The sequence below is a fragment of the Caulobacter sp. P4_E5 genome (assembly GCF_056401555.1).
Map to the genome: position 1 here is coordinate 25,744 of NZ_JBFUJD010000033.1, position 23,395 is coordinate 49,138.

Consider the following 23,395-nt stretch of genomic DNA (forward strand, 5'->3'; position numbering starts at 1 on the left):
GGGGCGAGTGACAGGAGTGAGCATGACCGTCGAGATCCTCAACACCCACCGCCTGCATGGCGGGACCCTGCGCTACTGCCGGCACGCCAGCACCAGCACTGGCACGCCGATGAAGTTCACGGTGTGGCTTCCTGATGGTGTGGGGCCGTTCCCCTATCTCGTCTGGCTGTCGGGCCTGACCTGCACCGAGGACAATTTCACGGTGAAGTCGGGGGTCTATGAACACGCCGCCAAGCACGGCCTGGCGATCGTCGCGCCCGACACCAGCCCGCGTGGAGACGGCGTCGCCGACGATCCGGCCTATGACCTGGGGCAGGGGGCGGGGTTCTATGTCGACGCCACCCAGGCGCCGTGGGCGCCGCACTTCAAGATGTACGCCTATGTCACCGGCGACCTGCTGATGGCCGTCGACGACGCCTTCCCGCTGGACCCGGCGCGGCGGGGGATCTTCGGTCACTCGATGGGCGGCCACGGCGCCCTGACCATCGCCCTGCGCAATCCGGACCTGTTCAAGTCGGTCAGCGCCTTCTCGCCGATCGTCTCGCCGCTGAACTGCCCGTGGGGCGACAAGGCGATGACCGCCTATCTCGGTCCCGACCGCGCCGCCTGGCGAGCCCACGACGCCTGCGCCCTGATCGAGGATGGAACGGGTGAGAGCTTCGACGAGATCCTGATCGACCAGGGCCTGGCCGACAGCTTCCTGGACAGCCAGCTGAAGCCCGAACTGATCGAAGCCGCCGCCGCCCAGGCCGGCCGCAAGGTCACGGTCCGGCGGCAGGAAGGCTACGACCACAGCTACTTCTTCATCTCGACCTTCATCGGGGATCACGTGAGCTGGCACGCGCGAAGGTTGTGATTTTTTGGCGTCAGTGTGGATGAAGGTCGCCGACTCAGGCGATGATCGAACAGGTGCTTGATTGATCGCAGCGCCTGTTTCGGCGTTCATGTCGGAAGCGAGGGTGACATGTCCGTACTACGCGATGACATCGCTGCATTCGACGTCATGAAAGCTGATCTTGAAGCTCAGCACTTTGGTGAGTGGGCGGTCTTTCATGCTGGCGTCCTRGCCTTCCTCCGGAAGAGCTTCGACGAGGCGGCGACCGAAGCCATGGAGCGCTTCGAGGAAGGCCCATATCTGATCCGGCAAATTGGAGTGGCGGCGGTCAATTTGCCCGCGTCTGTCATGTATCGCCCAGCGCATGGCTAAGACCCAAGCCGGCTTCAAGGATGGGAAAGGCGAAATCGCRCCGGACCTGCTCGTCAAGTTGGGTCCAACTCTATTGGTCGACATAGGCCTCAAGCCTCTAACTCAGACGGCTGACGGACCTGAACTGCAGTTCAAAGGACTAAGAGCGCTCGTCGACACCGGGGCTGGCGACAACTGCATCGACAGCGGCATAGCGGGTCTCGCGCGATTGCCCGTGATCGACCAGCGCATCGCCAGCGGTATCGGCGATGCGACCCGCGTGAATATCTATATGGCGCGACTCTATATCCCTTCCCTGAAACAGATGCTGTTCCAGCCGTTCGCGGGCGTCGAGCTTGAGTCTGGCGGGCAATGGCATCAGGCTCTTTTGGGGCGAACGTTCCTGCGTCCATACACCCTGCGCTATATCGGTCCGACCGGCGAGGTCGAGATCTCCCACGACGATTGACTCCCCGTCGTCATTCCCTCATAAACCGCGCCTTCCCGCCGCCGGCTCGCCGGACGGCGCGGATATCGTATGACGGATTGACCCGACGCCGCCGTTGAAATCGCACCTCTTTCGAGGGGAGCCGGCACGGATCGAATAAAAGAGTGACTTATGTCCAAGCGCCATAGCGCCAAGTACAAGATCGACCGCCGCATGGGTGAGAACCTGTGGGGCCGTCCCAAGTCCCCGGTCAACTCGCGCTCGTACGGCCCCGGCCAGCACGGCCAGCGCCGCAAGCAGAAGGTTTCGGACTTCGGCCTGCAGCTGCGCGCCAAGCAAAAGCTGAAGGGCTACTACGGCAACCTGACCGAGAAGCAATTCTCGCGCACCTACGAGGAAGCCGCCCGCCGCAAGGGCAACACCTCGGAAAACCTGATCGGCCTGCTGGAATCGCGTCTGGACGCCATCGTCTATCGCGCCAAGTTCGTCCCGACCCCGTTCGCGGCCCGTCAGTTCGTCAACCACGGCCACGTCCTGGTCAACGGCAAGCGCGTCAACATCGCGTCGTACCGCTGCAAGCCGGGCGACGTGATCAGCGTCCGTGAAAAGTCGCGCAACATGGCCCTGGTGCTGGAGTCGCTGGCTTCCAACGAGCGTGACTTCTGCGAGTACGTTCCCGTCGAAGTGAAGGCCATGTCGGCGACCTTCGTCCGTGCTCCGGAACTGTCGGAAGTTCCGTATCCGGTGAAGATGGAACCGAACCTGGTTATCGAATTCTACGCTTCGTAAGCGTCGGATCCGAACCCACCGAAAAGGCCCCGGAGCGATCCGGGGCCTTTTTTGTTGCGCCCTTAAGGGGCGCGGCGCCCTTGAAAGCCCCGGCCGGCGATCCCAGCTTAATCGGGCGGGACCGGGCCCCTCTGGCGAGTGATGCAAGCACTCGTGATGTCGGACCGCATCGGGTGTTCTCGATGTCCTGGGTCCGGCCGCCTTCAGCCCCCCTCCCCAAAGGCGCCGCCGGCATCGAGGACACCCGATCCATCCTTTTGGACCGGAGGTTCTGGAATGCCCCTTTTGATGTGCCCCAACTGCGACGGCTCCATGCAGGCCGTGCAGCGCGCCGGCGTCGAGTTCGACATGTGCCCGCGCTGCCGAGGCGTCTGGCTGGACCGAGGCGAGCTGGAAAAGCTGATGGCCCTCGAGCGCGAGGAAGCGCAGGCGGCCCAGGCCGATCCGCGGCCCTATACGCGTCCCGACCACTATTCCGATCATAAGCGCGACCATGGGCGTGATGGCGATCACAAGCGCTACGACGACGATCGGCGGCCCTACGGCCAGCACGGCCAGCACAAGAAAAAGCGCTTCGACCTGTTCGACATTTTCGACTGACGATTAGACCGATGAACCACTTCAAGACCTACATGCTGCTGGCGGGCCTGACGGCCCTGTTCATGGGCGCGGGCTATCTGATCGGCGGGCCGACCGGCATGCTGATCGCCCTGGTCTTCGCCCTGGCCCTGAACGCCTTCTCGTACTGGAACGCCGACAAGATCGTGCTGCGGACCTATGGCGCGCGGGAGGTCGACGAAAGCCATCCCGAGCCGCTGATTCATTTCTATGTGAGCGATGTCGTGGCGATGGCGGCCAAGGCGGGCCTGCCGCGCCCACGCGTGACGGTGATCGACAGCGACCAGCCCAACGCCTTCGCCACCGGCCGCGATCCGGCCCACGCCGCCGTCGCCGCCACCACCGGCCTGCTGCGCCTGCTGACCCGCGACGAGATCCGCGGCGTGATGGCCCACGAACTGGCCCACGTGAAGAACCGCGACACCCTGACCATGACCGTGACGGCCACCATAGCCGGCGCGATCTCGGCCCTGGCCAATTTCGCGTTCTTCTTCGGCGGTTCGCGCGACGAGGAGGGTAACGGCGGCGGCCTTGGCGGGATGATCGGCGCGATCGCCATCGCCATCCTGGCCCCGATCGCGGCCATGCTGGTGCAGATGGCCATCAGCCGGGCCCGCGAGTACGAGGCCGACCGCATCGGCGCGGCGATCGGCGGCGACCCGGCCGCCTTGGCCCGAGCACTGGAGAAGATCGAGGCCTATGCGCGCGGCGGCTATGTCAACTATGACGCCGAGCGCAATCCGGCCACGGCCCACATGTTCATCATCAACCCGCTGAACGGGAAGGGCGCGGACAGCCTGTTCTCGACCCACCCCTCGACCCAGAACCGCGTCGAGGCCTTGATGCGCCTGGGCGTCGGGCAGGGAACGCGGCGGGAGGCGGCGACGCTGGTTCCGCCCAGCGAAGGTCCCGGCGCTGGTCCCTGGGGCTGAGCTACTATCCCTGTCATCCGGGCGAAGCGCAGCGTAGACCCGGGACCGCAAAAGGCTCTGAGCTTCCGGCGGTCCCGGCTCGGCGCGCTTCGCGCTTGGCCGGGATGTTAGTTTCTACGGCTCCACCGACGGAACCTCCCCATACTCCCACGTCCACGGCGCGCCGATGTCGCCCAGCGCGGCCTTGACCAGCGGCGGGAAGACCTTCTGGCCCACGCCGCTGTTGGTCAGCAGCACCACGCAGCGCTTGCCCTTCTCGACGCAGACCAGATGATTGTCGGTGATGTCGTTGTGGCCGCCCTTGTAGAAGGCTCGGCCCTGCGGACCGTCGAACACCACGACGCCGATCCCGGCCTTCAGGCCGATCTTGGCGTTGTCGGGATTGTCCTTGATCAGGAACGGCGGGAACTGGCTTCGGCTGACGATCGGAAAGCTGCCGTTGTCCAGCTCGGCCCGCGCCTTGGCCGACAGCCCCCAGCCCGAGACCATCGCCGCCGCCAGCTTCGACATGTCGGTGATGGTGGTGTCCAGCGAGCCGGCCGCCTTGACGCTGGAGCGGTCGTCGTGGGCCTCCCACTTGCCGTCCGCGTGCTGGCCGTCGGCTAGATTGGCCTTGAAGTCGTCGCGCCAGATCATGCTGGAGCGGGTCATGCCCAGCGGCCGGAACAGCCGCCGGTCCATCTCGTCGCCGACCTTCAGGCCTAGGCTCTGCTCGATGACGAACTGGGCCRGGTTCACGCCCTCGTTCGAATAGGCGTAGCGGCTGCCAGGCTCCAGGTTGAAGCGGAATTTGTTCTCGGGGTCGTAGAACCGCTGGTCGGCCAGGCCCGAGCTGTGGGTCAGCAGGCGACGGATCGTGATCGTCTTCCAGCGCTCGTCGACGGCGAGGTCGGCATAGCGGGGATAGTCTGGCAGGGGCTTGGGCAGGTAGTCGGCGATCGACTTGTCGAGATCGATCCTGCCATCGTCGACCAGCATCAGGACGTAGTAGGCGAACGTCGCCTTGGTGATCGAGGCGGCGTACATGATCGTGTCGGGCGTCAGCGGGGCGCCCTTCTCGCTGCGCACGCCCTTGGTGACCACGTGGACGACCTTGCCGTGGTCGATGACCGCCATGGCGACGCCGGGGATCTTGCCAGCGGCCATCAGCCGGTCGATCTCGGCGTCGAGCTTACGGTAATCGGCGGCGGAAGCGGGGGCGGCCAGGACGCTCGCCAAGGACGCGGCCAGCAAGGCGGAACGAACACGCACGATACGCTCCCCCGGAGCGCGGAGCGCTCCAAAATGTTTCAATGCCGAAGCCCGGCGGGCTTCGGGGGGCTGGTCAGGTCGCCAGCGGTGGGCGATCTTCAGCGCAGTTTAGGCGGTTCGTACAGAGGTCGATGACGGGCGGGGTTTCACGCAGAGGTTTCGTGCTCGCCGGAGCGGCCCTGGGCCTGGCCGGCTGCGCGACGACGCCCGCGCTGATGACCGCCGCGCCGGGCGAGACCTGGCCGGAGCTGGAGCCGCTGCTGGCCGCCGAGGCGGGGACCGAAGCCCTGACGATCCGCGTGAGTTCGAGAGGTTGCGCGGCCAGAGCCGATTTCGTGTTCCGGGTCGACCGCAAGGCCGGCCACGCGGTGGTCGCCTTCGCCCGACGACGGCTGGAGACTTGCAAGGGTTTGGCCGGTTGGGCGGACCTGGTGTTCGGCTATGAAGAGCTGGGCCTGACGCGCGGCGAGCGCATCGTCATCGCCAATCCCATCACCCCTTCGGCGTGAAGCGCGCAATCATCCAGGGCATCACCCGCGCCGGGCGCTTGGCGGCGATGTCGATCAGGACCCAGTCGGTGCGGCTCTGGGCGCACATTTCGCCGTCAGGGCCGTCGATGCGGGCGTAGCGTTCGAAACGCGGGCCTTTCAGCTCGCCGACCCAGGTGTAGCCGGTGGCGATCTCGTGCGGCAGCAGCTCGCGGCGATAGTCGACTTCGTGGCGGCGGCAGATCCAAGACCAGCCCGCGCGCTCTTCCGGCGTCGCCCAGGCTTCCCAATGGGCGATGGCCAGGTCCTGGACCCAGCCCAGATAGATCACGTTGTTGACGTGGCCGTTGGCGTCGATGTCCGACGCCTTGGACGTGAAGGTCAGCGAATAGGCGTCCGAAGGCGGGACGAAAACCCGGCTCACGCGCGTCCCCGCGCGTTCTTTTTTGAGAGTGAGCCTCCCGGGCGGCGAACCGCTTCGCACTTCGCCTGGAGGCTCACGCGCGTGCCCGCGTAGTCTTCACAGGCTGCGAGCTCCTAAGGCTCACGCCGCCAGAACGCCCTGTTCGGTCAGGAAGGTCTTCAGCTCGCCCGACTGGAACATCTCGCGGATGATGTCGCTGCCGCCGACGAACTCGCCCTTGACGTACAGCTGCGGGATGGTCGGCCAGTCGGTGAAGGTCTTGACGCCCTGGCGCAGGTCGTCGTCCTGCAAAACGTCGACGCCGACGAACGAGACGCCCAGGTGGTCGAGGATCTGCACGACGACCGACGAGAAGCCGCAGCGCGGCTGGTCCGGCACGCCCTTCATGAAGACCACGACCGGATTTTCGGCGACGGTCTTGGCGATGAAGTCCAGGGCGGGGGAGGAGGCGACGTCGGTCATGCGGATAGTCCTAGGGCGAAGGCTTTCAGCTAGGCGCCGCAAGGCCCTTGGTCAAGAGGGGAGGGCTCAGGTGCGACCCTCCGCCTTCTCGCGCTCCTGGGCCGAGAAGCGGGCCATCTCGATCTGGGCGCAGACGCCGTTGGGCAGGTCGCGCTCGACCACGGCGGCCAGGCGCTCGACCTCGGCGCGGGTGTCGGCGGTGATCCGGACGGTGGATAGCGACGGCTCGGTCAGGGCGTAGCCCAGGCAGATGTCCTCGCCGCTCCAGCCCTGGGTGGCGTGCAGGAACTCGTAGCCGCCGATGTCGGCCAACGGATCGGACCGGCGGCGCCACAGCGACGGCTTGGGGCCGGCCAGCTCGCCGCCCTCGCGCAGGGCCTGGGGCCAGAAGTCCTCGCCGATCACCGCGAAGTCGTGCTGGGACGCGTGGCGGATGCGATGACGCTCGGCCCAGCCGGACGACAGGTTGAACGGCGAAGAGACCGCCGTGATCAGGCCGCTCTTCAAGAGGCCGGGATCGATATCGCCACGACTGGCGATGCCCACGCCGCGCACCGCGCGGCTGTGGTGCAGCGAGCGCAGGCCCGCGTCGAAGGCGAACGGCAAGGCGGGTCCCAGCGGGTCGTTGACCAGGACGAGATCGAGGTAGGAAAGACCCAGGCCCTCGAAGGCCGAGCCCAGCAGGCTGTCGACCGCCTGCTGACCCAGGGCGGCGGCGTCGCCGCGCACGCGCCAGGTCAGGAACAGAAGGTGGCGCTCGACCGAAGCAAAGGCCTCGGCCGCGCCGCGCAACAGCTCCGGCGAGTCGCCCTCGACCTGGAAGCTGTTGATGCCGTTCTCCAAGGCCGTGAACACCAGGGCGCGCCAGTCGTTGGCCCGCAGGCGCGAGCCGTCCGCCAGGCGCAGGGTGAGCGCCGAAACCGCCATGCCGGTCGCGCCGAAGGGGCGGTAGCGCACGGGCTCTCCTATTCGGCCGGGGCGGCGGTTTCGAGGGCCAGGGCGTGCAGCGTCCCGCCCAGCACGTCGGCCAGGGCCTTGTTGACCAGCTGATGCTGGCGCACGCGATTCAGGCCTTTGAAGGCGGGGGAGACGATGCGGGCCTTCCAGTGGTCATTGTCGCCGGCCAAGTCGGTCAGCACGATCTCGGAATCCGGGAAGGCCGCGGTGAGGCGGGCTTCGAGGTCGGCATGGGACATGGGCACGGTGGCGGCTCCGGTGCTTGGAGGGTCTATGTGGCCGTGATTCCTTAAGAACGGGCGTATTTTGACAGCGCTCGTCTTAGGGGTCGCGGCGGATGTCGGAGATTTAATTGAATTCGCCGCGCGGCGCACGGCATGTAGGCGTCATGACCTGTCTTTCTCGCCGCTCCTTGGCGTTCACCGCCGCCGCCGTCCTGTCCTTTGCGATCGCCGCGCCGGCCCTGGCGGGCCCTGGAGACAAGGCGATCGACGACGTCCGCGTTCTCTCGGCCGATGACATGCAGGGCCGCGCGCCGGGCACGCCGGGATCGGAGAAGGCGCGCGCCTACATCCTGTCGCGCTTCGCGCAGATTGGGCTGTCGCCGGTCGGCGACAAGTTCGAGCAGCCGTTCACCTACGCCAAGCGCGACGGCTCGACCGTGCAGGGAACCAATCTGGTGGCCCGGATCAAGGGGACGGGCGGCGGCAAGGCGATGGTCGTCTCGGCCCACTACGACCACCTGGGCGTCCGCGACGGCCAGATCTACAACGGCGCCGACGACAACGCCTCGGGCGTGGCGGGCCTGCTGGCCGTGGCCGAGGCCTTCAAGGCCAAGCCCCCCAAGCACGACGTGATCCTGGCGGTGGTCGACGCCGAGGAGGGCGGCCTGCGCGGCGCCAAGGCGTTCGTCGCCGCGCCGCCGGTCCCGCTGGCCAGCATCGCGCTGGACGTCAATTTCGACATGCTGAGCAAGAACGCCAAGAACGAACTCTACGTCTCGGGGACCGCGCCGTTCCCTTACCTGAAGCCGATCCTGGTCAAGGTGGCCACGACCGCGCCGGTGACCCTGAAGCTGGGCCACGACACCGACGCCGACGGCAAGGACAACAACTGGACCAACCAGTCTGACCACTACGCCTTCGCCGAGAAGGGTGTGCCGTGGGTCTATTTCGGGGTCGAGGACCACCCCGAATACCACAAGCCGACCGACGACTTCGCGACCGTGCCGGAGGACTTCTTCAAGCGCTCGGTGGCGACGGTGGTCCAGGCCAGCCTGGCCCTGGAACGCGACCTCGACGATGTAGCCAAGGCGTCGGGGCGCTAAGTCCTCGGTTTTACTCCTAATTCACGGCGCGGCGAATTGCCGCCCGGGCTGGCGGGCAAGCGTCACCTCTCCTTAATCTGGAGGGCGGCAACGTCCAGCCCGAAGGAGCCGTCGACATCACCCTGGCCGTCTTCCGAGACCGGATCTTCAGGACCGCGCCGACGGTGGGCTTCATCGTGGCCGCGGCGATCACGGCCGACTATGTCTTCAACGTGCTGATCTCGCGGTCGCCCGCGGCGTTCACGCCGGTCACCACCCTGCTCATCGCCATGATCGTCGCGTCGCCGCTGTCCTATTGGCTGACCGGCCAGCGGATGCGGCTGGAGCGGATGCGCGACGACCTCGCCGCCAGCGTCGCGGCCAAACAGGGCGCGATCGAGGAGGCCGAGCAGGCTCTCACCAAGTTGCGCGAGGCCGAGCGCCTCTATCGGCTGCTGGGCGACAACCTGACCGACCACGTGGCCCTGTGGACGCCGAAAGGCGAGCGCCTCTACAGCTCGCCCAGCATCGAGCGGATCACCGGTTATTCGGCCGACGAATTCTTGGCCCTGCCGCCGACCGCGATGGTCAGCGACGCGGACTTCAAGCGTGTCCAGGGCATCATCCGAAGCCTGACGCCCGGCGGCCCGCCGATCAGCGCCGACTACGAGTGCTTCCGCAAGGACGGGACGGCGATCTGGCTCGAGAGCGCCTATTCGCGCCTCGGCGACGGCTCGAACATCCTGCTGGTCACCTCGCGCGATATCACCGAGCGCAAGCGCCTGGAGCTGGACATCGCCCAGGCCCTGGACTTGGCCGAGACGGCCTCGGCGGCCAAGTCCGACTTTCTGGCCAACATGACCCACGAGCTGCGTACGCCGCTGACCGCGATCCTGGGCTTCGCCGAGGTGCTGCGCCGGTCGCGCGGCCTGACCAAGACCGCCGCGCGGCAGGTCGGCCACATCCTCGACGCCAGCCACACCCTGCTCAGCGTGGTCAACGACGTGCTCGACTTCTCGCGGCTGGAAGCCGGCGGGCTGGAGCTGGATCCGGGACCGTTCGACCCGGCGGCCATGGCCTCGTCCTGCGCGGCCCTGGTCGAGGAGCGCGCCGCCGCCAAGGGCCTGAAGGTCGTGGTCCGGATCGGCAAAGGTCTGGAGCCCATGAGCCTGGACGGCCCACGCCTCAGCCAGGTGCTGCTGAACTTCCTGTCCAACGCCGTGAAGTTCACGGCCCACGGCGCGATCACCGTCGCGCTTAGCCAGACGGTCGACGGCGACGACGAAGGCCATTGGGCCGTGCTGCGCGCCGAGGTCAGGGACACCGGCATCGGCATCGCGCCCGAGCATCGCGAGAACATCTTCGACCGCTTCTCCCAGGCCGACGCGGCGGTCTCGCGCCGGTTTGGCGGCACGGGCCTGGGCCTGGCTATCTCACGTCGGATCATCGAGCGGATGGACGGCCGGATCGGCGTCGACAGCGTCGAGGGGCAGGGCTCGACCTTCTGGTTTGAGGTGCGGGGCCCGCTAGCGCGGCTAACCACGGCCGAGGCCGACGACACGCCCTTGTTCGACGCCGAGGCCGGGGTGCGGCTGCTGCTGGTCGAGGACAACGCCGTCAATCGCGAGCTGATCCGCGCGATGCTGGAGCCGTTCGGCGTCGGCGTAGAGACGGCCAATGACGGCGTCGCCGGCGTCGAGGCCATGCGCCAGGGCCACTACGATCTCGTCCTGATGGACGTACAGATGCCGGTGATGGACGGCCTGACCGCCACCCGCGAGATCCGCGCCATGGAAGGCGCGCGGGGCGTGGCTACGCCGATCGTGGCCATGACCGCCAACGTCCTGCCCGAACAGATCGCCACCTGCCTGGCGGCGGGCATGGACGATCACCTGGGTAAGCCGATCAACCCGACCAAGCTGTTGGAGGCCGTGGCGCGCTGGTCGGGCCGGGCCCACGCGGCCTAGGGCCGCTCGGCCTTTGAAACCGACGCGCGGCCGAGGTGTTTTCCCCTGATGCGCCGTCAAATCTCCGTCGAAGTCGGTCCTTTGCGCCTGTCTGCGCTCGCGGCGGGCTCGTCCGATCGCCCGGCTATTGTCCTGCTCCACGGCTGGCCGCTTTGCAGCGCGGTCTGGAGCCCCGTCCTGGAGCCCTTGAGCCAGGAACATTTCGTCCTGGCGTTCGACCTCCCCGGGACCGGCAAGTCGACCGGCGAGCCGGTCCCGACCCTGAAGGCCGACATCGCCAAGACGATCATCGCCGGCGCGGAAGCCGCCGGCGCCAAGACCATGATCGTGGCGGGCGTCGACGTCGGCGGCATGATCGCCTTCGCCGCCGCGCGCGATTTCGGCGATCGGCTCGCCGGCGCCGTGATCATGAACACGGTGTTGCCCGGACTCGACCCGTGGGAGGACGTGCTCGCCAATCCGCGGATCTGGCATTTCGCCCTACATCAGATTCCCGGCCTTCCGGAGACGCTCGTTTCCGGACGTGAACGGCCCTACTTCGACTTCTTTCTGGATGCTTTGGCGGGCGACAAGGCGAAGATCGACGAAGGCTTCCGCGAAGCCTGTGTTCAGCAATATTCCACACCGACAGCGCTTCGCACCGGTTTCGACTGGTATCGCGCCCTGCCTCGGGACGCCGAACACAACGCCGTCCCCAAGGCGATCGACACGCCGATCCTGTACATGCGCGGCGGCGCCGATCCTCACCCGATCGAACCGTATCTGGAAGGCCTGCGCAGGGCGGGCGCTACTCAGGTGCGAGGGAAGACGATCGCCGGCAGTGGTGAACTCCTGTCGATCGAGGCGCCGGAGCCATTCGCCGCGGCCCTGCTCGAATTCGCGCGCGACGTTTTGGAGCGACGGACGTAGAAAGGTCGTGGCGAGCCGCGACCGCTCGCCGGCGATGTAAAGGCCCGTGACTTGATCAAGCAATACGGCTGGTCCGACACGCTGCGACAGGCCTTCGAGCCGCACGCGCGCGCCGGCCATGGCCCCGGCCGTATCGTCGCCCAGCACCGTGACAGCTATGATGTGGTCACCGAGGAGGGGGAACTGCGCGCCAAGCTCGCCGGCCGTCTGCTGCACGAGGCGCGCGAGGCAGGCCATCCGGCCGTCGGCGACTGGGTGGCGCTGTCGCCTAACCCAGCGGACGGCGCCGCCACGATTCATGCCGTCTTGCCGCGCCGCACCGCCTTCGTGCGCCGGGCGGCCGACAGCGTGCAGACCCTGCAGGTCATCGCCGCCAACATCGATGTCGCCTTCATCGTCACCTCGCTGAACGCCGACCTCAATCCGCGCCGCATCGAGCGCTACCTGGCCGCCGCCTGGCAGAGCGGGGCGCGGCCCGTGGTGGTGCTGACCAAGTCCGACATCACCGACGACGCGCAAAGCCAGGCCGATGCGATCGCCGCCTTGGCGGCCGGCTGCCCGGTGCTGACGGTGTCGGCGCGGTTGGGACTGGGCCTGGACGCCCTCCTGGCCCAGGTGGCGCCCGGCGAGACCTGCGTGCTGATCGGCTCGTCCGGCGTCGGCAAGTCCACCCTGGTCAACGCCTTCTTGGGCGAGGATCGCATGGCGACCCGCGCAATCCGGGAGTCCGACGACCAGGGGCGCCACACGACCAGCCATCGCCAGCTGGTCCTGCTGCCCGGCGGCGGGCTGATCCTCGACACGCCCGGCATCCGGGAAGTTGGCCTGATCGACGCCGAGGAAGGCCTTAGCGTGGCGTTCGACGACGTCGAGCGCCTGATAGAAACCTGCAAATTCAATGACTGTGGTCACGCCAACGAGCCCGGCTGCGCGGTGCGCGCGGCGCTGGCGAACGGCGCGCTCGACCCCGCCCGCTGGGCCAACTTCCAGAAGCTGGGCGCCGAGCTGGCCGAGGTCGAAGCCCGAGCCGACCGTATCGCCAAGGACACTGAGCGTCGCCGCTTGGCCGGGCTGCAGAAGACGTACCGCGCCGCGAAAAGGGACGCCCGAGGCGGGGATTGAACGCCTCGAGCGCGCCGGAAGTGTTCTTCAGAATGTAGCCCTCGACTCGGGCGAACCGGACTAAGTGACGATTCCCACCTCATGAGAGATGCCCATGCCCGCGTTCACCATCGTTACGACCAGTGCGACCCAAGGCAGCAATGCGGTGGAGGTGAGCACGCTGAGCGACGACTTCATCAATGAAAGCGAAGCCCTGGGGTACTCGCGCCGCATGGCCGAGGAGATGGTGGGCATGGCCCATCAACTCTCGCTGGACTTCGACTTCAGCACCGTCGGCCTCTACGACGGCGACTTGATCGACGAGGAGATCGATCCGGAGCATGCCGCCTTCCTCGGCGCATGGGTTCTGGACGAAGAGGGTGTCGCGTTCGTCGGCGCGGATGAATTTCGCGAAGGTCCAGCCGAGCCGGACGCCGATTAGCGGACGCCGAGCATCCGCTCCCCGCGCGCGCTGACGCGGGTAGCGGTGAGTTCGAACCCCTTTAGTCGACGCAGATCGCCGCCGTGGCCTTGCCGTTCACGACCTTGGCGTAGCAACCGAACTGGCGATTGGTCTTCTGGCAGGCGCCGGTGACCGGGCCTTGGGGCTCCAGATTGCCTTCCAGGACACACGCGCCCTCGCACTGGCTCTTGTCGGTGCAGGCCTTGCCGGCGTCGGCATAGGGGACGACGCAGGTCGGGATCTGGGCCTTGCCCACAGGCTGGACCGCGCCGCCCTTGGCCGAGCAGGCGCTGGCCAGGGTTTCCGCCGTCGGGGCGGCCGGTTCGGCGGTCGGCGCGCAGCCGGCCAGGAGCAGGGCGGCCACGGCCGTCAGGGCGAGGATACGCATGGGTACTGGGTCTTTCCGTCAGGCCTTGGGGGCGTTCATATAGCCCGGCAGCCAGGCTTCGTGGGCCGCGCGCAGGGTGTCCAGCGGGATGCTGAACAGCTCGCGCGAGGCGAAGGCGTCGCCGCCGGCCGCGCCAGCGACGATCGCGTGGACGCCGGCTTCCTTGGCCGCTTCCAGCACCGCGTCCGGATCGGGCGTGGCGATCAGGTAGCGTGCCTGGTCCTCGCCGCACAGGTAAGGGTGGGCGTGGGTGGGGCTGGTGGCGTTCAGGGTGACGCCGACCTTGCTGGCCAGGGCGATGTCGGCCGCGGCGACCAGCAGGCCGCCATCCGACAGGTCGTGGACGCCGGCTACCAGGCCCGAACCGATCAGGCCGCGGACAAAGTCGCCGTTCTTGCGTTCGACGGCCAGGTCGACCGGCGGCGGCGCGCCGTCCTCGCGGCCCAGGATCTCGCGCAGATAGATCGAAGCGCCCAGCTCGCCGTGCGTCTCGCCGATCAGCACCAGGGTGTCGCCCTCCGCGACGTTCCCGAAGCCGGTGCGCAGGTCGTAGTCTTCCAGCAGGCCCACGGCGCCGACGGTCGGGGTCGGCGGAATGGCGACGCCGTTGGTCTCGTTGTAGAGGCTGACGTTCCCCGACACGACCGGGAAGTCCAGCGCGCGGCAGGCCTCGGCCATGCCGTCGGTGGCGCGGACGATCTGGCCCATGGTCTCGGGCTTTTCGGGGCTGCCGAAGTTCAGGTTGTCGGTGATGGCGATCGGCAGGGCGCCGGCGGCCGTCAGGTTGCGCCAGGCTTCCGCCACCGCCTGCTTGCCGCCCTCGTAGGGGTCGGCCTGGACGTAGCGCGGGGTGCAGTCGCTGGTGACCGCGATCGCCTTGCCGGTGCCGTGGATGCGCACGATGCCGGCGTCGCAGCCGGTGGCGCTGTCTTCCAGCGTGTCGGCCATCACGTGGCGGTCGTACTGCTCCCACAGCCAGCGCTTGGAGGCCATGTCGGGGCAGCCGACGATCTTTAGCACCGCCTCGTTCCAGTCGATCGGGGCGGGGATCTGGCCGGGGTCCAGGCGCGGGTCGAGCTTGGGCTGGACCCATGGACGGTCGTACAGCGGCGCGTCGTCGAACAGCGGGGCCAGCGGCACGTCGCAGACCGTCTCGCCGTGGTGCTTGAGGACGAGCCGGCCCGTGTCAGTGGTGTAGCCGATGACCGCGGCGTCCAGGCCCCACTTTTCGAAGATGGCGTGGCCGTCCTGCTCGCGGCCGGGCTTCAGGACCGCCAGCATGCGCTCCTGGCTTTCCGACAGCATCATCTCGTAGGCGCTCATGCCCTCTTCGCGCTGCGGGACCATGTCCATGTTCAGCTCGATGCCGACCCCGCCCTTGCCGGCCATCTCGACCGACGAGGAGGTGAGGCCCGCCGCGCCCATGTCCTGGATGGCGGCGACGGCGCCGGTGGCCATCAGCTCCAGCGTGGCTTCGATCAGCAGCTTCTCGGCGAAGGGGTCGCCGACCTGGACGGTGGGACGTTTCTCCTCGGAGTCCTCGGAGAACTCGGCCGAGGACATGGTCGCGCCGTGGATGCCGTCGCGGCCGGTCTTGGAGCCGAAATAGACGACTGCCAGGCCCGGCCCGGGGGCGGCCGAATAGAAGATCTTGTCGGCGTCGGCCAGGCCCACGCACATGGCGTTGACCAGGATGTTGCCGTTGTAGCCCCGGTGGAAGTTGGTCTCGCCGGCGACCGTGGGCACGCCCACGCAGTTGCCATAGCCGGCGATGCCGGCGACCACGCCGTCGACCAGGCGCTTGGTCTTCGGGTGGCTGGGATCGCCGAAGCGCAAGGCGTTCAGCAGGGCGATCGGTCGCGCGCCCATCGTGAAGACGTCGCGCATGATACCGCCCACGCCCGTCGCCGCGCCCTGGTAGGGCTCGATGTAGGAGGGGTGGTTGTGGCTCTCCATCTTGAAGATGATGGCGTGACCATCGCCGATGTCGATGACGCCGGCGTTCTCGCCCGGGCCGCAGATCACGCGCGGGCCGTCGATCGGGAACTTCTTCAGCTGGTTCTTCGACGACTTGTACGAGCAGTGCTCGGACCACATCACCGAGAACACGCCCAGCTCGACGAGGTTGGGCTCTCGGCCCAGTCGCTTCAGAACGACGTCGTACTCGGCGGGTTTCAGGCCGAACTCGGCGGCCAATTCGGCCATGGGCTTTTGGGGCGTGCTCATGGGCGCGCCTTCTACCCCGGACGTACGGATTCCGCCACAGTCCGCCTGAGACTTCTTGCCGCCGAAGCGCGTGCGAGGCTCAGAAGCTCTTGATGACCGTCTCCAGATGGATCGCGCCCACCGCCAGCCAGTGGTCGATCACCGCGCCGCCCTTCTCGACCGAACCCAGACGTAGCGAGACGCCGATCACCACCGCGCCGAACAGGGCCAGCAGCACGATCGTGGCGCGCAGCAGGGGATGAACGGCGGAGCGCTTGCGGCGCTTGGCCCAGACGGGCACGCCGCTGACATAGGTGTCGGGAAACCGGACGTCCGGATCGGTCATGGTCTTGATAACGATCGCCGCGCGGCGCCCCACCCGCGACGAACTCCCCCAAAATCTTCTGAAACGGACGTTGGATCGAATGAGACGGTAATTCCAGCGTCCTCGCCTGACTCGCGATCGTTAACCCTATGTCTCTATCCAAGGGCGCAGATTTTCGCGGCGAACGGCGCTAAGACGGGAGATCCTTCCGGAGACGCCCATGCGACCCAGCCTCGACCGCCGCGCCGTTCTCGCCGCCCTGGCCGCCGCGCCGCTGATCGCGGCCAGCAAGGATCGGGAGGTGCGGGTGCGGATGGTCACCGAGAAGGGGACGATCGTCATCGCCCTCTATCTGGATCGCGCGCCGGTCACCGCGGCCAACTTCCTGGCCTATGCCGATAAGGGGCTGATGGCCGGCGGGGCCTTCTATCGGACCGTCTCGCCGAAGAACGACAACAACCCGGCCGCTATCAGCGTCATCCAGGGCGGACTGGGCGACGGCGGGCGTCCGCTGCCGCCGATCGTCCACGAAACCACCAAGCGCACGGGCCTCTCGCACAAGGACGGGGTGATCTCGATGGCGCGCAACGCGCCGGGCTCGGCGACCTCTGAGTTCTTCATCTGCCTGGGCGACAATCCGGCCCTGGACTTCGGCGGCGCGCGCAACAAGGACGGTCAGGGCTTCGCGGCGTTCGGCAAGGTGGTGGAGGGGATGGACGTGGTCCGCGCCATCCACGACGCGCCGACGGTCAGCAAGGCCGACGACCCTTACATGAAGGGTCAGATCATCGAGAAACCCGTGCGAATCCTGGAGCTTAGCCGGAAATAAGGCGTCTTTGCCGTAGGAACGGGGCGAGTCCGGGGCCGTTTTTCCATCGTGCGCCGTGAGCGTGCGGTGAAAAAGGAGAAAGCCCGATGGCTGACAACAACCGGAACCCGCAGCAGCAACAGCAGGACCAGCAGCGCCGAGCGCCCGGCCAGCAGCAACAGCAGGGCCAGCCGCGCCAAGACGAGCAGGGCCGCAATCCGGGCGGCCAGAAGAACGACGACATGGAACGGCGCGGCGAGCGCTGATTCGAAGACCATCTCTCCGTAGGGGAAGGGCCGGCGCGGTCATCGCCGGCCCTTCTTGTTTTTGAAGATGCTCCCCCGCGACGCGGGGGAGCTGTCGCGGAGCGACTGAGGGGGCTAATGCGGCGTAGGCCGAGCTCGCCCCCTCCGGTCCTCCGGACCACCTCCCCCGCAGCGCGGGGGAGGAGCTTCCTTCTCCCTACTTCACGTCCACGATCGGCAGCTCGATGAAGCTGGCCGTGTCGCCGGCGTGGAACACCCGCTGCGTGGCCTTCACATAGTCGGCCGGTTTGGCGAAGAAGATGTTCGGCACGAAGGTCTGCGGATTGCGGTCGTAGAGCGGGAACCAGCTGGACTGGACCTGCACCATGATCCGGTGACCCGGCTGGAAGGTGTAGTTCGCGGTCGGCAGGATGAACTGGTACTTCAGCGGCGTGTTCGACTTGAGCGCCTTGGGATCGCTGAAGCTCTCGCGATAGCGGCCGCGGAAGATGTCCATGCCCACGGCCAGCTGGTAGCCGCCCAGCTCGGGCTGGTTGGGGACCTCGTCCGGATAGACGTCGATCAGCTTGACCACCCAGTCGCTGTCGGTGCCGCTGGTCGAGGCGACCAGGTTCACCTTCGGCACGCCGGCGATCTTCAGCGGCGCCTTCAGCGGCTCGGTCGTGTAGGTCAGCACGTCCGGACGGCCGTCGACACCGCGCTGGTCGGTGACCAGCCACTGGGTCCACCGGCTGCGATCGTTGAATTGCAGCGGGCGCGGAATGTACGGCACGGGCTTGGCCGGGTCGGAGACGTACTCGTCATAGGCCGCCGCGCCCTTGGCCGCCGCCGGAGCGGTGAAATCCAGCCCGCCATTGGCCTCTAGATAGAGGTTCTTGGTCGCCTTGTTCGCCGTTCCCCCTTGGGGCCAGCTGGCGTAGCGGTTCCACTTGTTCTGGCCCGGATCGTAGATCAGCACCGGCGGGGTGTCGGCCTTGGGGCCGTCCTTCAGGTACTGGTCGAAGAAGGGCCGCAGCACGTCGCGGCGGAACTGCAGGGCGGTGTCGCCGTCCCACTTGAACGGACCCAGGTTGAAGGCGTCGTAATTGACCTGGCTGTGCCGCCACGGGCCCAGCACCAGGTAGTTCTTGTCGTTGCCGGCGTCCTTGGACTCCAGGGCCGGGTAGGCGTGCACCGCACCCCACATGTCCTCCTGGTCCCACAGGCCCTGGATCCACATGGTCGGCACCTTCAGCGGCGTCTTCTCCATGGTCTTGTCGAGGGCCTGCTCGCTCCAGAAGCTGTCATAGGCCGGGTGCTCGCTGAGCTTCTTCCACCAGGGCAGCTTGTCCAGGCCATGGTTCTTGGCGTAGTCGCCGGCCGAGCCCTCGCGCAGGAAGTTGGTGTAGTCGTCATAGCCCTGGCGCTGGACGCTCTCGCCCGCGCCGCGGACGGTGGTCTGGCCGGTGAAGTAGTCGAAGTTCGGCTGGCGGAAGGCGCCGAAGTGGAACCAGTCGTCGCCCATCCAGCCGTCGACCATCGGGCTCATCGGCGCGGCGACCTTCAGGGCCGGGTGCGGATTGACCAGGGCCATGACGACCGTGAAGCCCTCGTACGACGAGCCCAGCATGCCGACCTTGCCGTTGGTCTCGGGCACGTTCTTCACCAGCCAGTCGATGGTGTCGTAGGCGTCGGTGGAGTGGTCGACCTCGGACGAGTTCAGCGGCCCCTTCAGCGGCCGCGTCATCACGTAGTCGCCTTCCGAGCCGTACTTGCCGCGGATGTCCTGGATCACCCGGATATAGCCGCCGTCGCCGACGAAGACCTCGTCGCCCATGGCGAGGGTCCCGTTGATATGCGGGCTGTCGAAGCGCGCGGTGCGCTTGGCGGCGTTGTAGGGCGTGCGGGTCAGCAGGATCGGCAGGCTCTTGCCGCCCTTGGGGATCACGATGACGGTGTACAGCTTGGTCCCGTCGCGCATCGGAACCATGACGACGCGCTTTTCGTAGTCGTAGCCGACCTTGGCGGCGACGTACTTGCCGTCGATGTCGGGGGTGAGCGGCGGGGTCTGCGCTTGAGCGGCGACGACCGCGACGGCCGAGATGGCCACGGCGGCCAGCAGGCCCGCGCGCAGGGTGGAAACGAGACTCATGGATTGGCCCTCCTACTGAGGCGGGCACCTTAGGAGCGGTTTTTCGGGAGTGCTATAGTGTAACGCTAAGGCCTGTCATCCCGGGCGGAGCGCAGCGTAGACCCGGGACCGCAAAAAGCGCCGCGTTTCCGGCGGTCCCGGCTCGGCGCGCTACGCGCTTGGCCGGGATGACAGTTTTTACGCGCTCTGGAAGATGCTGCGGAACAGCACCGCGCCGTCCTCGGAGCCGAGGTCGGCGTCGAAGGCGCGGTCGGGGTGGGGCATCAGGCCCAGGACGTTGCCGCCGGCGTTGACGATGCCGGCGATCGCGCGGGCCGAGCCGTTCGGGTTTTCCTGGTAGCGGAACACCACCTGGCCTTCGCCCTCGATCCGGTCAAGGGTTTCCTCGTCGGCGAAGTAGTTGCCCTCGCCATTGCCGACGGTCATGACCGCCTGGCGTTGCTCGCCATAGCCGGCGGTGAAGCGGGTCTGGCCGTTGACGATGTCCAGGCCGACCGGCTTGCAGACATATTTCAGGCCGGCGTTGCGCAGCAGGGCGCCGGGCAGCAGGCCGACTTCCGTCAGCACCTGGAAGCCGTTGCAGATGCCGACCACGGCCACGCCCTTGGCGGCGGCCGAGACGACTTCCTTCATCACGGGGCTCTGGGCGGCCATGGCGCCGCAGCGCAGATAGTCGCCGTACGAGAAGCCGCCGGGCAGGACGATCAGGTCCAGGTCGTCCGGCAGCGCCGTCTCCTGGTGCCAGACCATTTCGACACGCGCTCCGGCGGAGCGCTCGATGGCGACCTTGCAGTCACGATCGCAGTTCGAACCCGGGAAGACGACGACGGCGGCTTTCATGGCGCGGGCCTGTAGCATCGTTCGGGCGGGATGTCAGGCGCCGAACGTTCTTCAACTGTCATCCGGGGGAAGACCCGGGACCGCCACAAGCTCGGAGCTTCCGGCGGCCCCGGCTCGGCGCGCTTCGCGCTTGGCCGGGATGACAGGTTTTTTACGCGCACTCGTCCAATTCCGGCTCCACCGGCTCGCCCGTCGGGGCCGGGAACGGGGACTTGAACGTGAAGGCCGCGGGCGTGGGGCCGTGGGCGGCGATCAGGGCCACCTTCTCCAGGGCTTCCGCGACGGTCGGCTCGTGGCCGACCGGGACCCACCAGAGGGCCATGTAGAAGTCCATGTGCTCGAACCACTCGCGGCGGCGGCGCATGATCTCGACGTGGGCGCTGCGATAGACGTAGGCGCCCAGCGAGGGGATGTCTTCCCAGACCGACAGGTTGGGGATGTAAAGCGGGTCGCCGCCGATCGACAGGTCGGTGGCGTTGTTGCCGTCGCCCTTCAGGCGCCAGACGAAGCCCGGCGAGGATTCGGCCAAGGCGTTGATGCGGTCGAGATTGTCCGCGAAATCCTTGATCATGGGGTGGTCGATCGGCGCCCGCAGGCGTCCGACATTGACCTCGGCCAGGTGGAACTTCGCGATCATCGACGGTCTCCCTTTCGCCATCTCGCCGAACATCGTGTGGCGAAGCTGCGATCGGAAGGGGGGGGCGGAGAAAAATTCAGAAGCGAAGCTTGTCAGAAAAGAGAGGGCGGCTGACGCGCCAACGGTTGCACATGTTCTTCAGCATTGGCCAGTCACGTCCGACATCGAGATTCATCGTCTTCATGATATCAGGCCTAAAATAGGTGTCTTCGTATTCTCTTATGATGTTTTGCAAGTGATCGCGGGCTAAATTATCAATCAGAAGGCCTTGCTCAACGCCAACGGCGATCATGTCAAAATAGTTGAAGATCGTAGCGATGTCGGACCGAAAGGCATTAGGATCGCTTTGAAACGCGCCGTCTTGATGTGCTTTGCGCAAGCTTCGCGCGCTTGCATCGATGATCGGATCGATATTGTAATCAACACACATGCGTAGAGTGCGGTCACGTTTATTCTCTTGGCGAATCCTTATGATCTGCCAGGTACCGATTCCCACACCTGTCACGGCCRCCAAGGCAGCCAGCGCATTCCAGACGGCCATACCGTCAAGCTTAACGCCTAGATTGTGGCGATGTCGATGCGGTAGCTTTCGATGACCGTATTGGCCAGCAGCTTCTCGCACATGGTCTTGACCTCGGCCTTGGCCTTTTCGGCGTCGGTCTCGGCCAGGTCGAACTCGATCACGCGGCCGACGCGGGCGTCCTTCACCGAGGGCCAGCCCAGGCCGTGCAGGGCGTTCTCGACAGCCTTGCCCTGAACGTCGAGCACGCCGGGCTTCAGGAACACGTGGACAGTGGCTTTCATCGCGTCTGACCTTTTCGCGACCCTCTCCCGAAGGGAGAGGGTGGGGCCCATGCGCGAGCATGGGAGGGTGAGGGGTTACGGGGCCGTCCGGACAGGGTGAAACCCCCCATCCTCCCACGCGCCAGGGCGCGCAGGCCCCTCCTTCTCCGCTGGGAGAAGGGGTCTCTTCTAGTGCACGCCGCCCTGAATGACGGTCGGCATTTCCTTCATGATACCGAGGCGGCGGGCCACCTCGGTATAGCTCTCGATGACATTGCCCATGTCGCGGCGGAAGCGGTCCTTGTCCAACTTCTCGTTGGTCAGGGCGTCCCACAGGCGGCAGCTGTCGGGGCTGATCTCGTCGGCCAGGATGATCCGCGAGAAGTCGCCCTCGTAGATGCGGCCGAACTCGATCTTGAAGTCCACCAGCGTGATGCCGACGCCGCTGAACAGGCCCGACAGGTAGTCGTTCACCCGCAGGGCCATGGCCATCATGTCGTCGATCTCCTGGGTCGCGGCCCAGTTGAACGCGGTGATGTGCTCTTCCGACACCATCGGGTCGTTGAGCTTGTCGTCCTTGTAGTAGAACTCGATGATCGAGCGGGGCAGGGGCTGACCCTCGGTCAGGCCCAGGCGCGTGGCGATCGAGCCGGCGGCGATGTTGCGCACCACGACCTCGAGCGGAACGATCTCGACCTCCTTGATCAGCTGCTCGCGCAGGTTCAGGCGGCGGATGAAGTGGTTCTGGACGCCGATCGTGTTCAGGCGAGTCATGATGTACTCGCTGATCCGGTTGTTGATGACGCCCTTGCCTTCCAGCACGGCCTTCTTCTGGGCGTTGAACGCCGTCGCGTCGTCCTTGAAGTACTGGATCAAGGTGCCCGGTTCGGGGCCCTCGTACAGGATCTTGGCCTTGCCTTCGTAGATCTTCTTGCGACGGGTCGTCATGGCTCTCGTCGAGGCCCTTCTGGAAGCGCGCGCCCGGCCCTGGCGGGAAGAAAGTTCCCGGAGAAACGAAAAGCGCGCGCGGCGGATAGCTGCGCGCGGCGTTCGACTCAAGGCCGCTCACTAAAAAATGTCCCTTGGAACCTACCTGAATGAGCGCGGCCGCGCAAACAAAGGACAGTTATTTGGTCTATGGTTCGAACGGAAACATCGGCTGCGGCCTATCCGCCGATTGCGGCGGAGACCGCCACGGGATATGCAGCCGGCGTAGGAGCATTGATAGCCGAAAGTGGACGCCGGTTTCGGCGGCCATCATGCTCAAAATGTTTAGAATTATGGCCTGTCGCGGCCGGATGAATTCATCTGGCCGCGACAGGCTGGCGACTTTGGGGCCTTCATGACCACCTTCGACGAACGCGAACAGGGTTTCGAACGTAAGTTCGCGCACGACAACGAACTGGAATTCAAGGCGACCGCGCGCCGCAACCGCCTGCTGGGCGAATGGGCGGCCGGCCTGATGGGCCTGGCGACCGTCGAGGAGTACGCGCGCGCCGTGGTGAAGTCCGACTTCGAACAGCCGGGCGACGAGGACGTGCTGCGCAAGGTCTTCGAAGACCTCAAGGGCTCGGGCGTCTCGGTGTCCGAGGGCGAGGTCCGCATGAAGATGGACGAGCTGCTGTCCCATGCCCGCGAGCAGATCAAGGCCGGCGAGTAACCGCCACCTCTGATACGTTCCGAACGAGGCCGCCCCACCGGGCGGCCTTTT

At 66.6% G+C, this 23,395-nt stretch carries 28 protein-coding genes and 1 pseudogene; 15 read left to right on the forward strand and 14 right to left on the reverse strand.

Translation table 11 applies throughout. The features are described 5' to 3' along the window. Positions 1-22 precede the first annotated feature (22 nt). The 6 genes from fghA to htpX all read left to right on the forward strand — a co-directional run bounded on the left by fghA (position 23) and on the right by htpX (position 3,973). Positions 23-856 carry an S-formylglutathione hydrolase gene (gene fghA, locus AC1DSO_RS12210; protein ID WP_477069073.1) on the forward strand — a complete coding sequence of 278 codons (834 nt, stop codon included), beginning with the start codon at positions 23-25 and terminating at the stop codon, positions 854-856. A 108-nt stretch (positions 857-964) separates the two neighbouring features. Then, positions 965-1,207, forward strand: coding sequence for a hypothetical protein (locus AC1DSO_RS12215; protein ID WP_477069074.1), 243 nt, complete (start codon positions 965-967; stop codon positions 1,205-1,207). Continuing rightward, positions 1,200-1,655 (forward strand): hypothetical protein, encoded by a 456-nt coding sequence (locus AC1DSO_RS12220; RefSeq protein ID WP_477069075.1) that lies wholly within the window; start codon positions 1,200-1,202, stop codon positions 1,653-1,655. Before AC1DSO_RS12215 ends, AC1DSO_RS12220 begins: the two co-directional genes overlap by 8 nt. A 150-nt stretch (positions 1,656-1,805) precedes the next feature. Next, on the forward strand, positions 1,806-2,423 hold the full coding sequence (rpsD, locus tag AC1DSO_RS12225; RefSeq protein ID WP_056046771.1) for a 30S ribosomal protein S4: 618 nt from the start codon (positions 1,806-1,808) through the stop codon (positions 2,421-2,423). Between the two features lie 276 nt (positions 2,424-2,699). Further along, complete coding sequence (locus AC1DSO_RS12230; protein ID WP_477069076.1) at positions 2,700-3,023, forward strand: TFIIB-type zinc ribbon-containing protein; 324 nt, start codon at positions 2,700-2,702, stop codon at positions 3,021-3,023. A gap of 11 nt (positions 3,024-3,034) precedes the next feature. Next, complete coding sequence (gene htpX, locus AC1DSO_RS12235) at positions 3,035-3,973, forward strand: zinc metalloprotease HtpX (protein WP_477069077.1); 939 nt, start codon at positions 3,035-3,037, stop codon at positions 3,971-3,973. 114 nt (positions 3,974-4,087) lie between these two features. Here htpX and AC1DSO_RS12240 read toward each other — a convergent pair whose 3' ends face one another. Then, positions 4,088-5,224, reverse strand: a complete 1,137-nt coding sequence (locus tag AC1DSO_RS12240) for a serine hydrolase domain-containing protein (RefSeq protein ID WP_477069078.1) — start codon at positions 5,222-5,224, stop codon at positions 4,088-4,090. Between the two features lie 161 nt (positions 5,225-5,385). Between AC1DSO_RS12240 and AC1DSO_RS12245 the strand changes: the two genes are divergently transcribed. Beyond that, positions 5,386-5,733 carry a hypothetical protein gene (locus tag AC1DSO_RS12245; RefSeq protein ID WP_477069079.1) on the forward strand — a complete coding sequence of 116 codons (348 nt, stop codon included), beginning with the start codon at positions 5,386-5,388 and terminating at the stop codon, positions 5,731-5,733. Here AC1DSO_RS12245 and AC1DSO_RS12250 read toward each other — a convergent pair. The 4 genes from AC1DSO_RS12250 to AC1DSO_RS12265 all read right to left on the reverse strand — a co-directional run bounded on the left by AC1DSO_RS12250 (position 5,717) and on the right by AC1DSO_RS12265 (position 7,800). After that, positions 5,717-6,136 (reverse strand): acyl-CoA thioesterase, encoded by a 420-nt coding sequence (locus AC1DSO_RS12250; protein WP_477069080.1) that lies wholly within the window; start codon positions 6,134-6,136, stop codon positions 5,717-5,719. The genes AC1DSO_RS12245 and AC1DSO_RS12250 overlap by 17 nt on opposite strands. A 120-nt stretch (positions 6,137-6,256) precedes the next feature. Continuing rightward, positions 6,257-6,598 carry a Grx4 family monothiol glutaredoxin gene (grxD, locus tag AC1DSO_RS12255; RefSeq protein WP_047404976.1) on the reverse strand — a complete coding sequence of 114 codons (342 nt, stop codon included), beginning with the start codon at positions 6,596-6,598 and terminating at the stop codon, positions 6,257-6,259. A 66-nt stretch (positions 6,599-6,664) separates the two neighbouring features. Continuing rightward, the gene (locus AC1DSO_RS12260; protein ID WP_477069081.1) at positions 6,665-7,555 is read right to left on the reverse strand and encodes an aldo-keto reductase family protein; all 891 of its coding nucleotides are present in this window, start codon (positions 7,553-7,555) and stop codon (positions 6,665-6,667) included. Positions 7,556-7,563: 8 nt separating this feature from the next. Beyond that, positions 7,564-7,800, reverse strand: coding sequence for a BolA/IbaG family iron-sulfur metabolism protein (locus AC1DSO_RS12265; RefSeq protein WP_047404972.1), 237 nt, complete (start codon positions 7,798-7,800; stop codon positions 7,564-7,566). A gap of 143 nt (positions 7,801-7,943) precedes the next feature. Between AC1DSO_RS12265 and AC1DSO_RS12270 the strand changes: the two genes are divergently transcribed. From AC1DSO_RS12270 to AC1DSO_RS12290, 5 genes are all read left to right on the forward strand, one after another. Then, positions 7,944-8,882, forward strand: coding sequence for a M20/M25/M40 family metallo-hydrolase (locus AC1DSO_RS12270; RefSeq protein ID WP_477069082.1), 939 nt, complete (start codon positions 7,944-7,946; stop codon positions 8,880-8,882). A gap of 116 nt (positions 8,883-8,998) precedes the next feature. Continuing rightward, complete coding sequence (locus tag AC1DSO_RS12275) at positions 8,999-10,828, forward strand: PAS domain-containing hybrid sensor histidine kinase/response regulator (RefSeq protein ID WP_477069095.1); 1,830 nt, start codon at positions 8,999-9,001, stop codon at positions 10,826-10,828. A gap of 48 nt (positions 10,829-10,876) precedes the next feature. Next, complete coding sequence (locus tag AC1DSO_RS12280) at positions 10,877-11,737, forward strand: alpha/beta fold hydrolase (RefSeq protein WP_477069083.1); 861 nt, start codon at positions 10,877-10,879, stop codon at positions 11,735-11,737. 51 nt (positions 11,738-11,788) lie between these two features. Next, on the forward strand, positions 11,789-12,859 hold the full coding sequence (gene rsgA, locus AC1DSO_RS12285) for a ribosome small subunit-dependent GTPase A (protein WP_477069084.1): 1,071 nt from the start codon (positions 11,789-11,791) through the stop codon (positions 12,857-12,859). 94 nt (positions 12,860-12,953) lie between these two features. Continuing rightward, positions 12,954-13,280, forward strand: a complete 327-nt coding sequence (locus AC1DSO_RS12290; RefSeq protein ID WP_056046748.1) for a hypothetical protein — start codon at positions 12,954-12,956, stop codon at positions 13,278-13,280. A gap of 61 nt (positions 13,281-13,341) precedes the next feature. Here the strand turns inward: AC1DSO_RS12290 and AC1DSO_RS12295 are convergent, their stop codons facing one another. The 3 genes and pseudogenes from AC1DSO_RS12295 to AC1DSO_RS12305 form a co-directional block, all read right to left on the reverse strand. Further along, positions 13,342-13,689 (reverse strand): hypothetical protein, encoded by a 348-nt coding sequence (locus AC1DSO_RS12295; RefSeq protein WP_477069085.1) that lies wholly within the window; start codon positions 13,687-13,689, stop codon positions 13,342-13,344. Between the two features lie 18 nt (positions 13,690-13,707). After that, on the reverse strand, positions 13,708-15,915 hold the full coding sequence (gene purL, locus AC1DSO_RS12300) for a phosphoribosylformylglycinamidine synthase subunit PurL (protein WP_477069086.1): 2,208 nt from the start codon (positions 15,913-15,915) through the stop codon (positions 13,708-13,710). Positions 15,916-16,036: 121 nt separating this feature from the next. Further along, positions 16,037-16,240: pseudogene (locus tag AC1DSO_RS12305) on the reverse strand (hypothetical protein); the annotation flags it as partial. Positions 16,241-16,439: 199 nt separating this feature from the next. Between AC1DSO_RS12305 and AC1DSO_RS12310 the strand changes: the two are divergent. Next, on the forward strand, positions 16,440-17,048 hold the full coding sequence (locus AC1DSO_RS12310; protein WP_477069087.1) for a peptidylprolyl isomerase: 609 nt from the start codon (positions 16,440-16,442) through the stop codon (positions 17,046-17,048). Positions 17,049-17,134: 86 nt separating this feature from the next. Then, positions 17,135-17,293 carry a hypothetical protein gene (locus AC1DSO_RS12315; RefSeq protein ID WP_477069088.1) on the forward strand — a complete coding sequence of 53 codons (159 nt, stop codon included), beginning with the start codon at positions 17,135-17,137 and terminating at the stop codon, positions 17,291-17,293. A gap of 196 nt (positions 17,294-17,489) precedes the next feature. On the opposite strand, the gene AC1DSO_RS12320 is transcribed toward AC1DSO_RS12315, so the two are convergent. The 6 genes from AC1DSO_RS12320 to purC all read right to left on the reverse strand — a co-directional run bounded on the left by AC1DSO_RS12320 (position 17,490) and on the right by purC (position 22,632). Next, the gene (locus AC1DSO_RS12320; RefSeq protein WP_477069089.1) at positions 17,490-19,424 is read right to left on the reverse strand and encodes a CocE/NonD family hydrolase; all 1,935 of its coding nucleotides are present in this window, start codon (positions 19,422-19,424) and stop codon (positions 17,490-17,492) included. A 177-nt stretch (positions 19,425-19,601) separates the two neighbouring features. Further along, entirely contained in the window at positions 19,602-20,264 is a 663-nt protein-coding gene (gene purQ, locus AC1DSO_RS12325; RefSeq protein WP_047404951.1) for a phosphoribosylformylglycinamidine synthase subunit PurQ, read from the reverse strand. A gap of 151 nt (positions 20,265-20,415) precedes the next feature. Beyond that, positions 20,416-20,901 (reverse strand): DUF3291 domain-containing protein, encoded by a 486-nt coding sequence (locus tag AC1DSO_RS12330; protein WP_477069090.1) that lies wholly within the window; start codon positions 20,899-20,901, stop codon positions 20,416-20,418. Positions 20,902-20,977: 76 nt separating this feature from the next. Next, entirely contained in the window at positions 20,978-21,442 is a 465-nt protein-coding gene (locus AC1DSO_RS12335; protein ID WP_477069091.1) for a DUF4760 domain-containing protein, read from the reverse strand. Between the two features lie 17 nt (positions 21,443-21,459). After that, positions 21,460-21,705, reverse strand: a complete 246-nt coding sequence (purS, locus tag AC1DSO_RS12340; RefSeq protein ID WP_477069092.1) for a phosphoribosylformylglycinamidine synthase subunit PurS — start codon at positions 21,703-21,705, stop codon at positions 21,460-21,462. Between the two features lie 168 nt (positions 21,706-21,873). Next, positions 21,874-22,632, reverse strand: coding sequence for a phosphoribosylaminoimidazolesuccinocarboxamide synthase (purC, locus tag AC1DSO_RS12345; RefSeq protein WP_477069093.1), 759 nt, complete (start codon positions 22,630-22,632; stop codon positions 21,874-21,876). A gap of 394 nt (positions 22,633-23,026) precedes the next feature. Here purC and AC1DSO_RS12350 point away from each other — a divergent pair, with 394 nt between their 5' ends. After that, complete coding sequence (locus AC1DSO_RS12350) at positions 23,027-23,344, forward strand: DUF1476 domain-containing protein (protein ID WP_047404943.1); 318 nt, start codon at positions 23,027-23,029, stop codon at positions 23,342-23,344. Positions 23,345-23,395: the final 51 nt, after the last annotated feature.

Excerpts from the sequence above, each read along its gene's own strand:
- fghA (WP_477069073.1), top strand. The coding sequence starts at position 23 with ATGACCGTCGAGATCCTCAACACCCACCGCCTGCATGGCGGGACCCTG.
- rpsD (WP_056046771.1), top strand. The coding sequence starts at position 1,806 with ATGTCCAAGCGCCATAGCGCCAAGTACAAGATCGACCGCCGCATGGGT.
- AC1DSO_RS12230 (WP_477069076.1), top strand. The coding sequence starts at position 2,700 with ATGCCCCTTTTGATGTGCCCCAACTGCGACGGCTCCATGCAGGCCGTG.
- htpX (WP_477069077.1), top strand. The coding sequence starts at position 3,035 with ATGAACCACTTCAAGACCTACATGCTGCTGGCGGGCCTGACGGCCCTG.
- grxD (WP_047404976.1), bottom strand. The coding sequence starts at position 6,598 with ATGACCGACGTCGCCTCCTCCCCCGCCCTGGACTTCATCGCCAAGACC.
- AC1DSO_RS12270 (WP_477069082.1), top strand. The coding sequence starts at position 7,944 with ATGACCTGTCTTTCTCGCCGCTCCTTGGCGTTCACCGCCGCCGCCGTC.
- AC1DSO_RS12280 (WP_477069083.1), top strand. The coding sequence starts at position 10,877 with ATGCGCCGTCAAATCTCCGTCGAAGTCGGTCCTTTGCGCCTGTCTGCG.
- AC1DSO_RS12290 (WP_056046748.1), top strand. The coding sequence starts at position 12,954 with ATGCCCGCGTTCACCATCGTTACGACCAGTGCGACCCAAGGCAGCAAT.
- AC1DSO_RS12295 (WP_477069085.1), bottom strand. The coding sequence starts at position 13,689 with ATGCGTATCCTCGCCCTGACGGCCGTGGCCGCCCTGCTCCTGGCCGGC.
- purL (WP_477069086.1), bottom strand. The coding sequence starts at position 15,915 with ATGAGCACGCCCCAAAAGCCCATGGCCGAATTGGCCGCCGAGTTCGGC.
- AC1DSO_RS12310 (WP_477069087.1), top strand. The coding sequence starts at position 16,440 with ATGCGACCCAGCCTCGACCGCCGCGCCGTTCTCGCCGCCCTGGCCGCC.
- AC1DSO_RS12315 (WP_477069088.1), top strand. The coding sequence starts at position 17,135 with ATGGCTGACAACAACCGGAACCCGCAGCAGCAACAGCAGGACCAGCAG.
- AC1DSO_RS12320 (WP_477069089.1), bottom strand. The coding sequence starts at position 19,424 with ATGAGTCTCGTTTCCACCCTGCGCGCGGGCCTGCTGGCCGCCGTGGCC.
- purQ (WP_047404951.1), bottom strand. The coding sequence starts at position 20,264 with ATGAAAGCCGCCGTCGTCGTCTTCCCGGGTTCGAACTGCGATCGTGAC.
- AC1DSO_RS12330 (WP_477069090.1), bottom strand. The coding sequence starts at position 20,901 with ATGATCGCGAAGTTCCACCTGGCCGAGGTCAATGTCGGACGCCTGCGG.
- purS (WP_477069092.1), bottom strand. The coding sequence starts at position 21,705 with ATGAAAGCCACTGTCCACGTGTTCCTGAAGCCCGGCGTGCTCGACGTT.
- purC (WP_477069093.1), bottom strand. The coding sequence starts at position 22,632 with ATGACGACCCGTCGCAAGAAGATCTACGAAGGCAAGGCCAAGATCCTG.
- AC1DSO_RS12350 (WP_047404943.1), top strand. The coding sequence starts at position 23,027 with ATGACCACCTTCGACGAACGCGAACAGGGTTTCGAACGTAAGTTCGCG.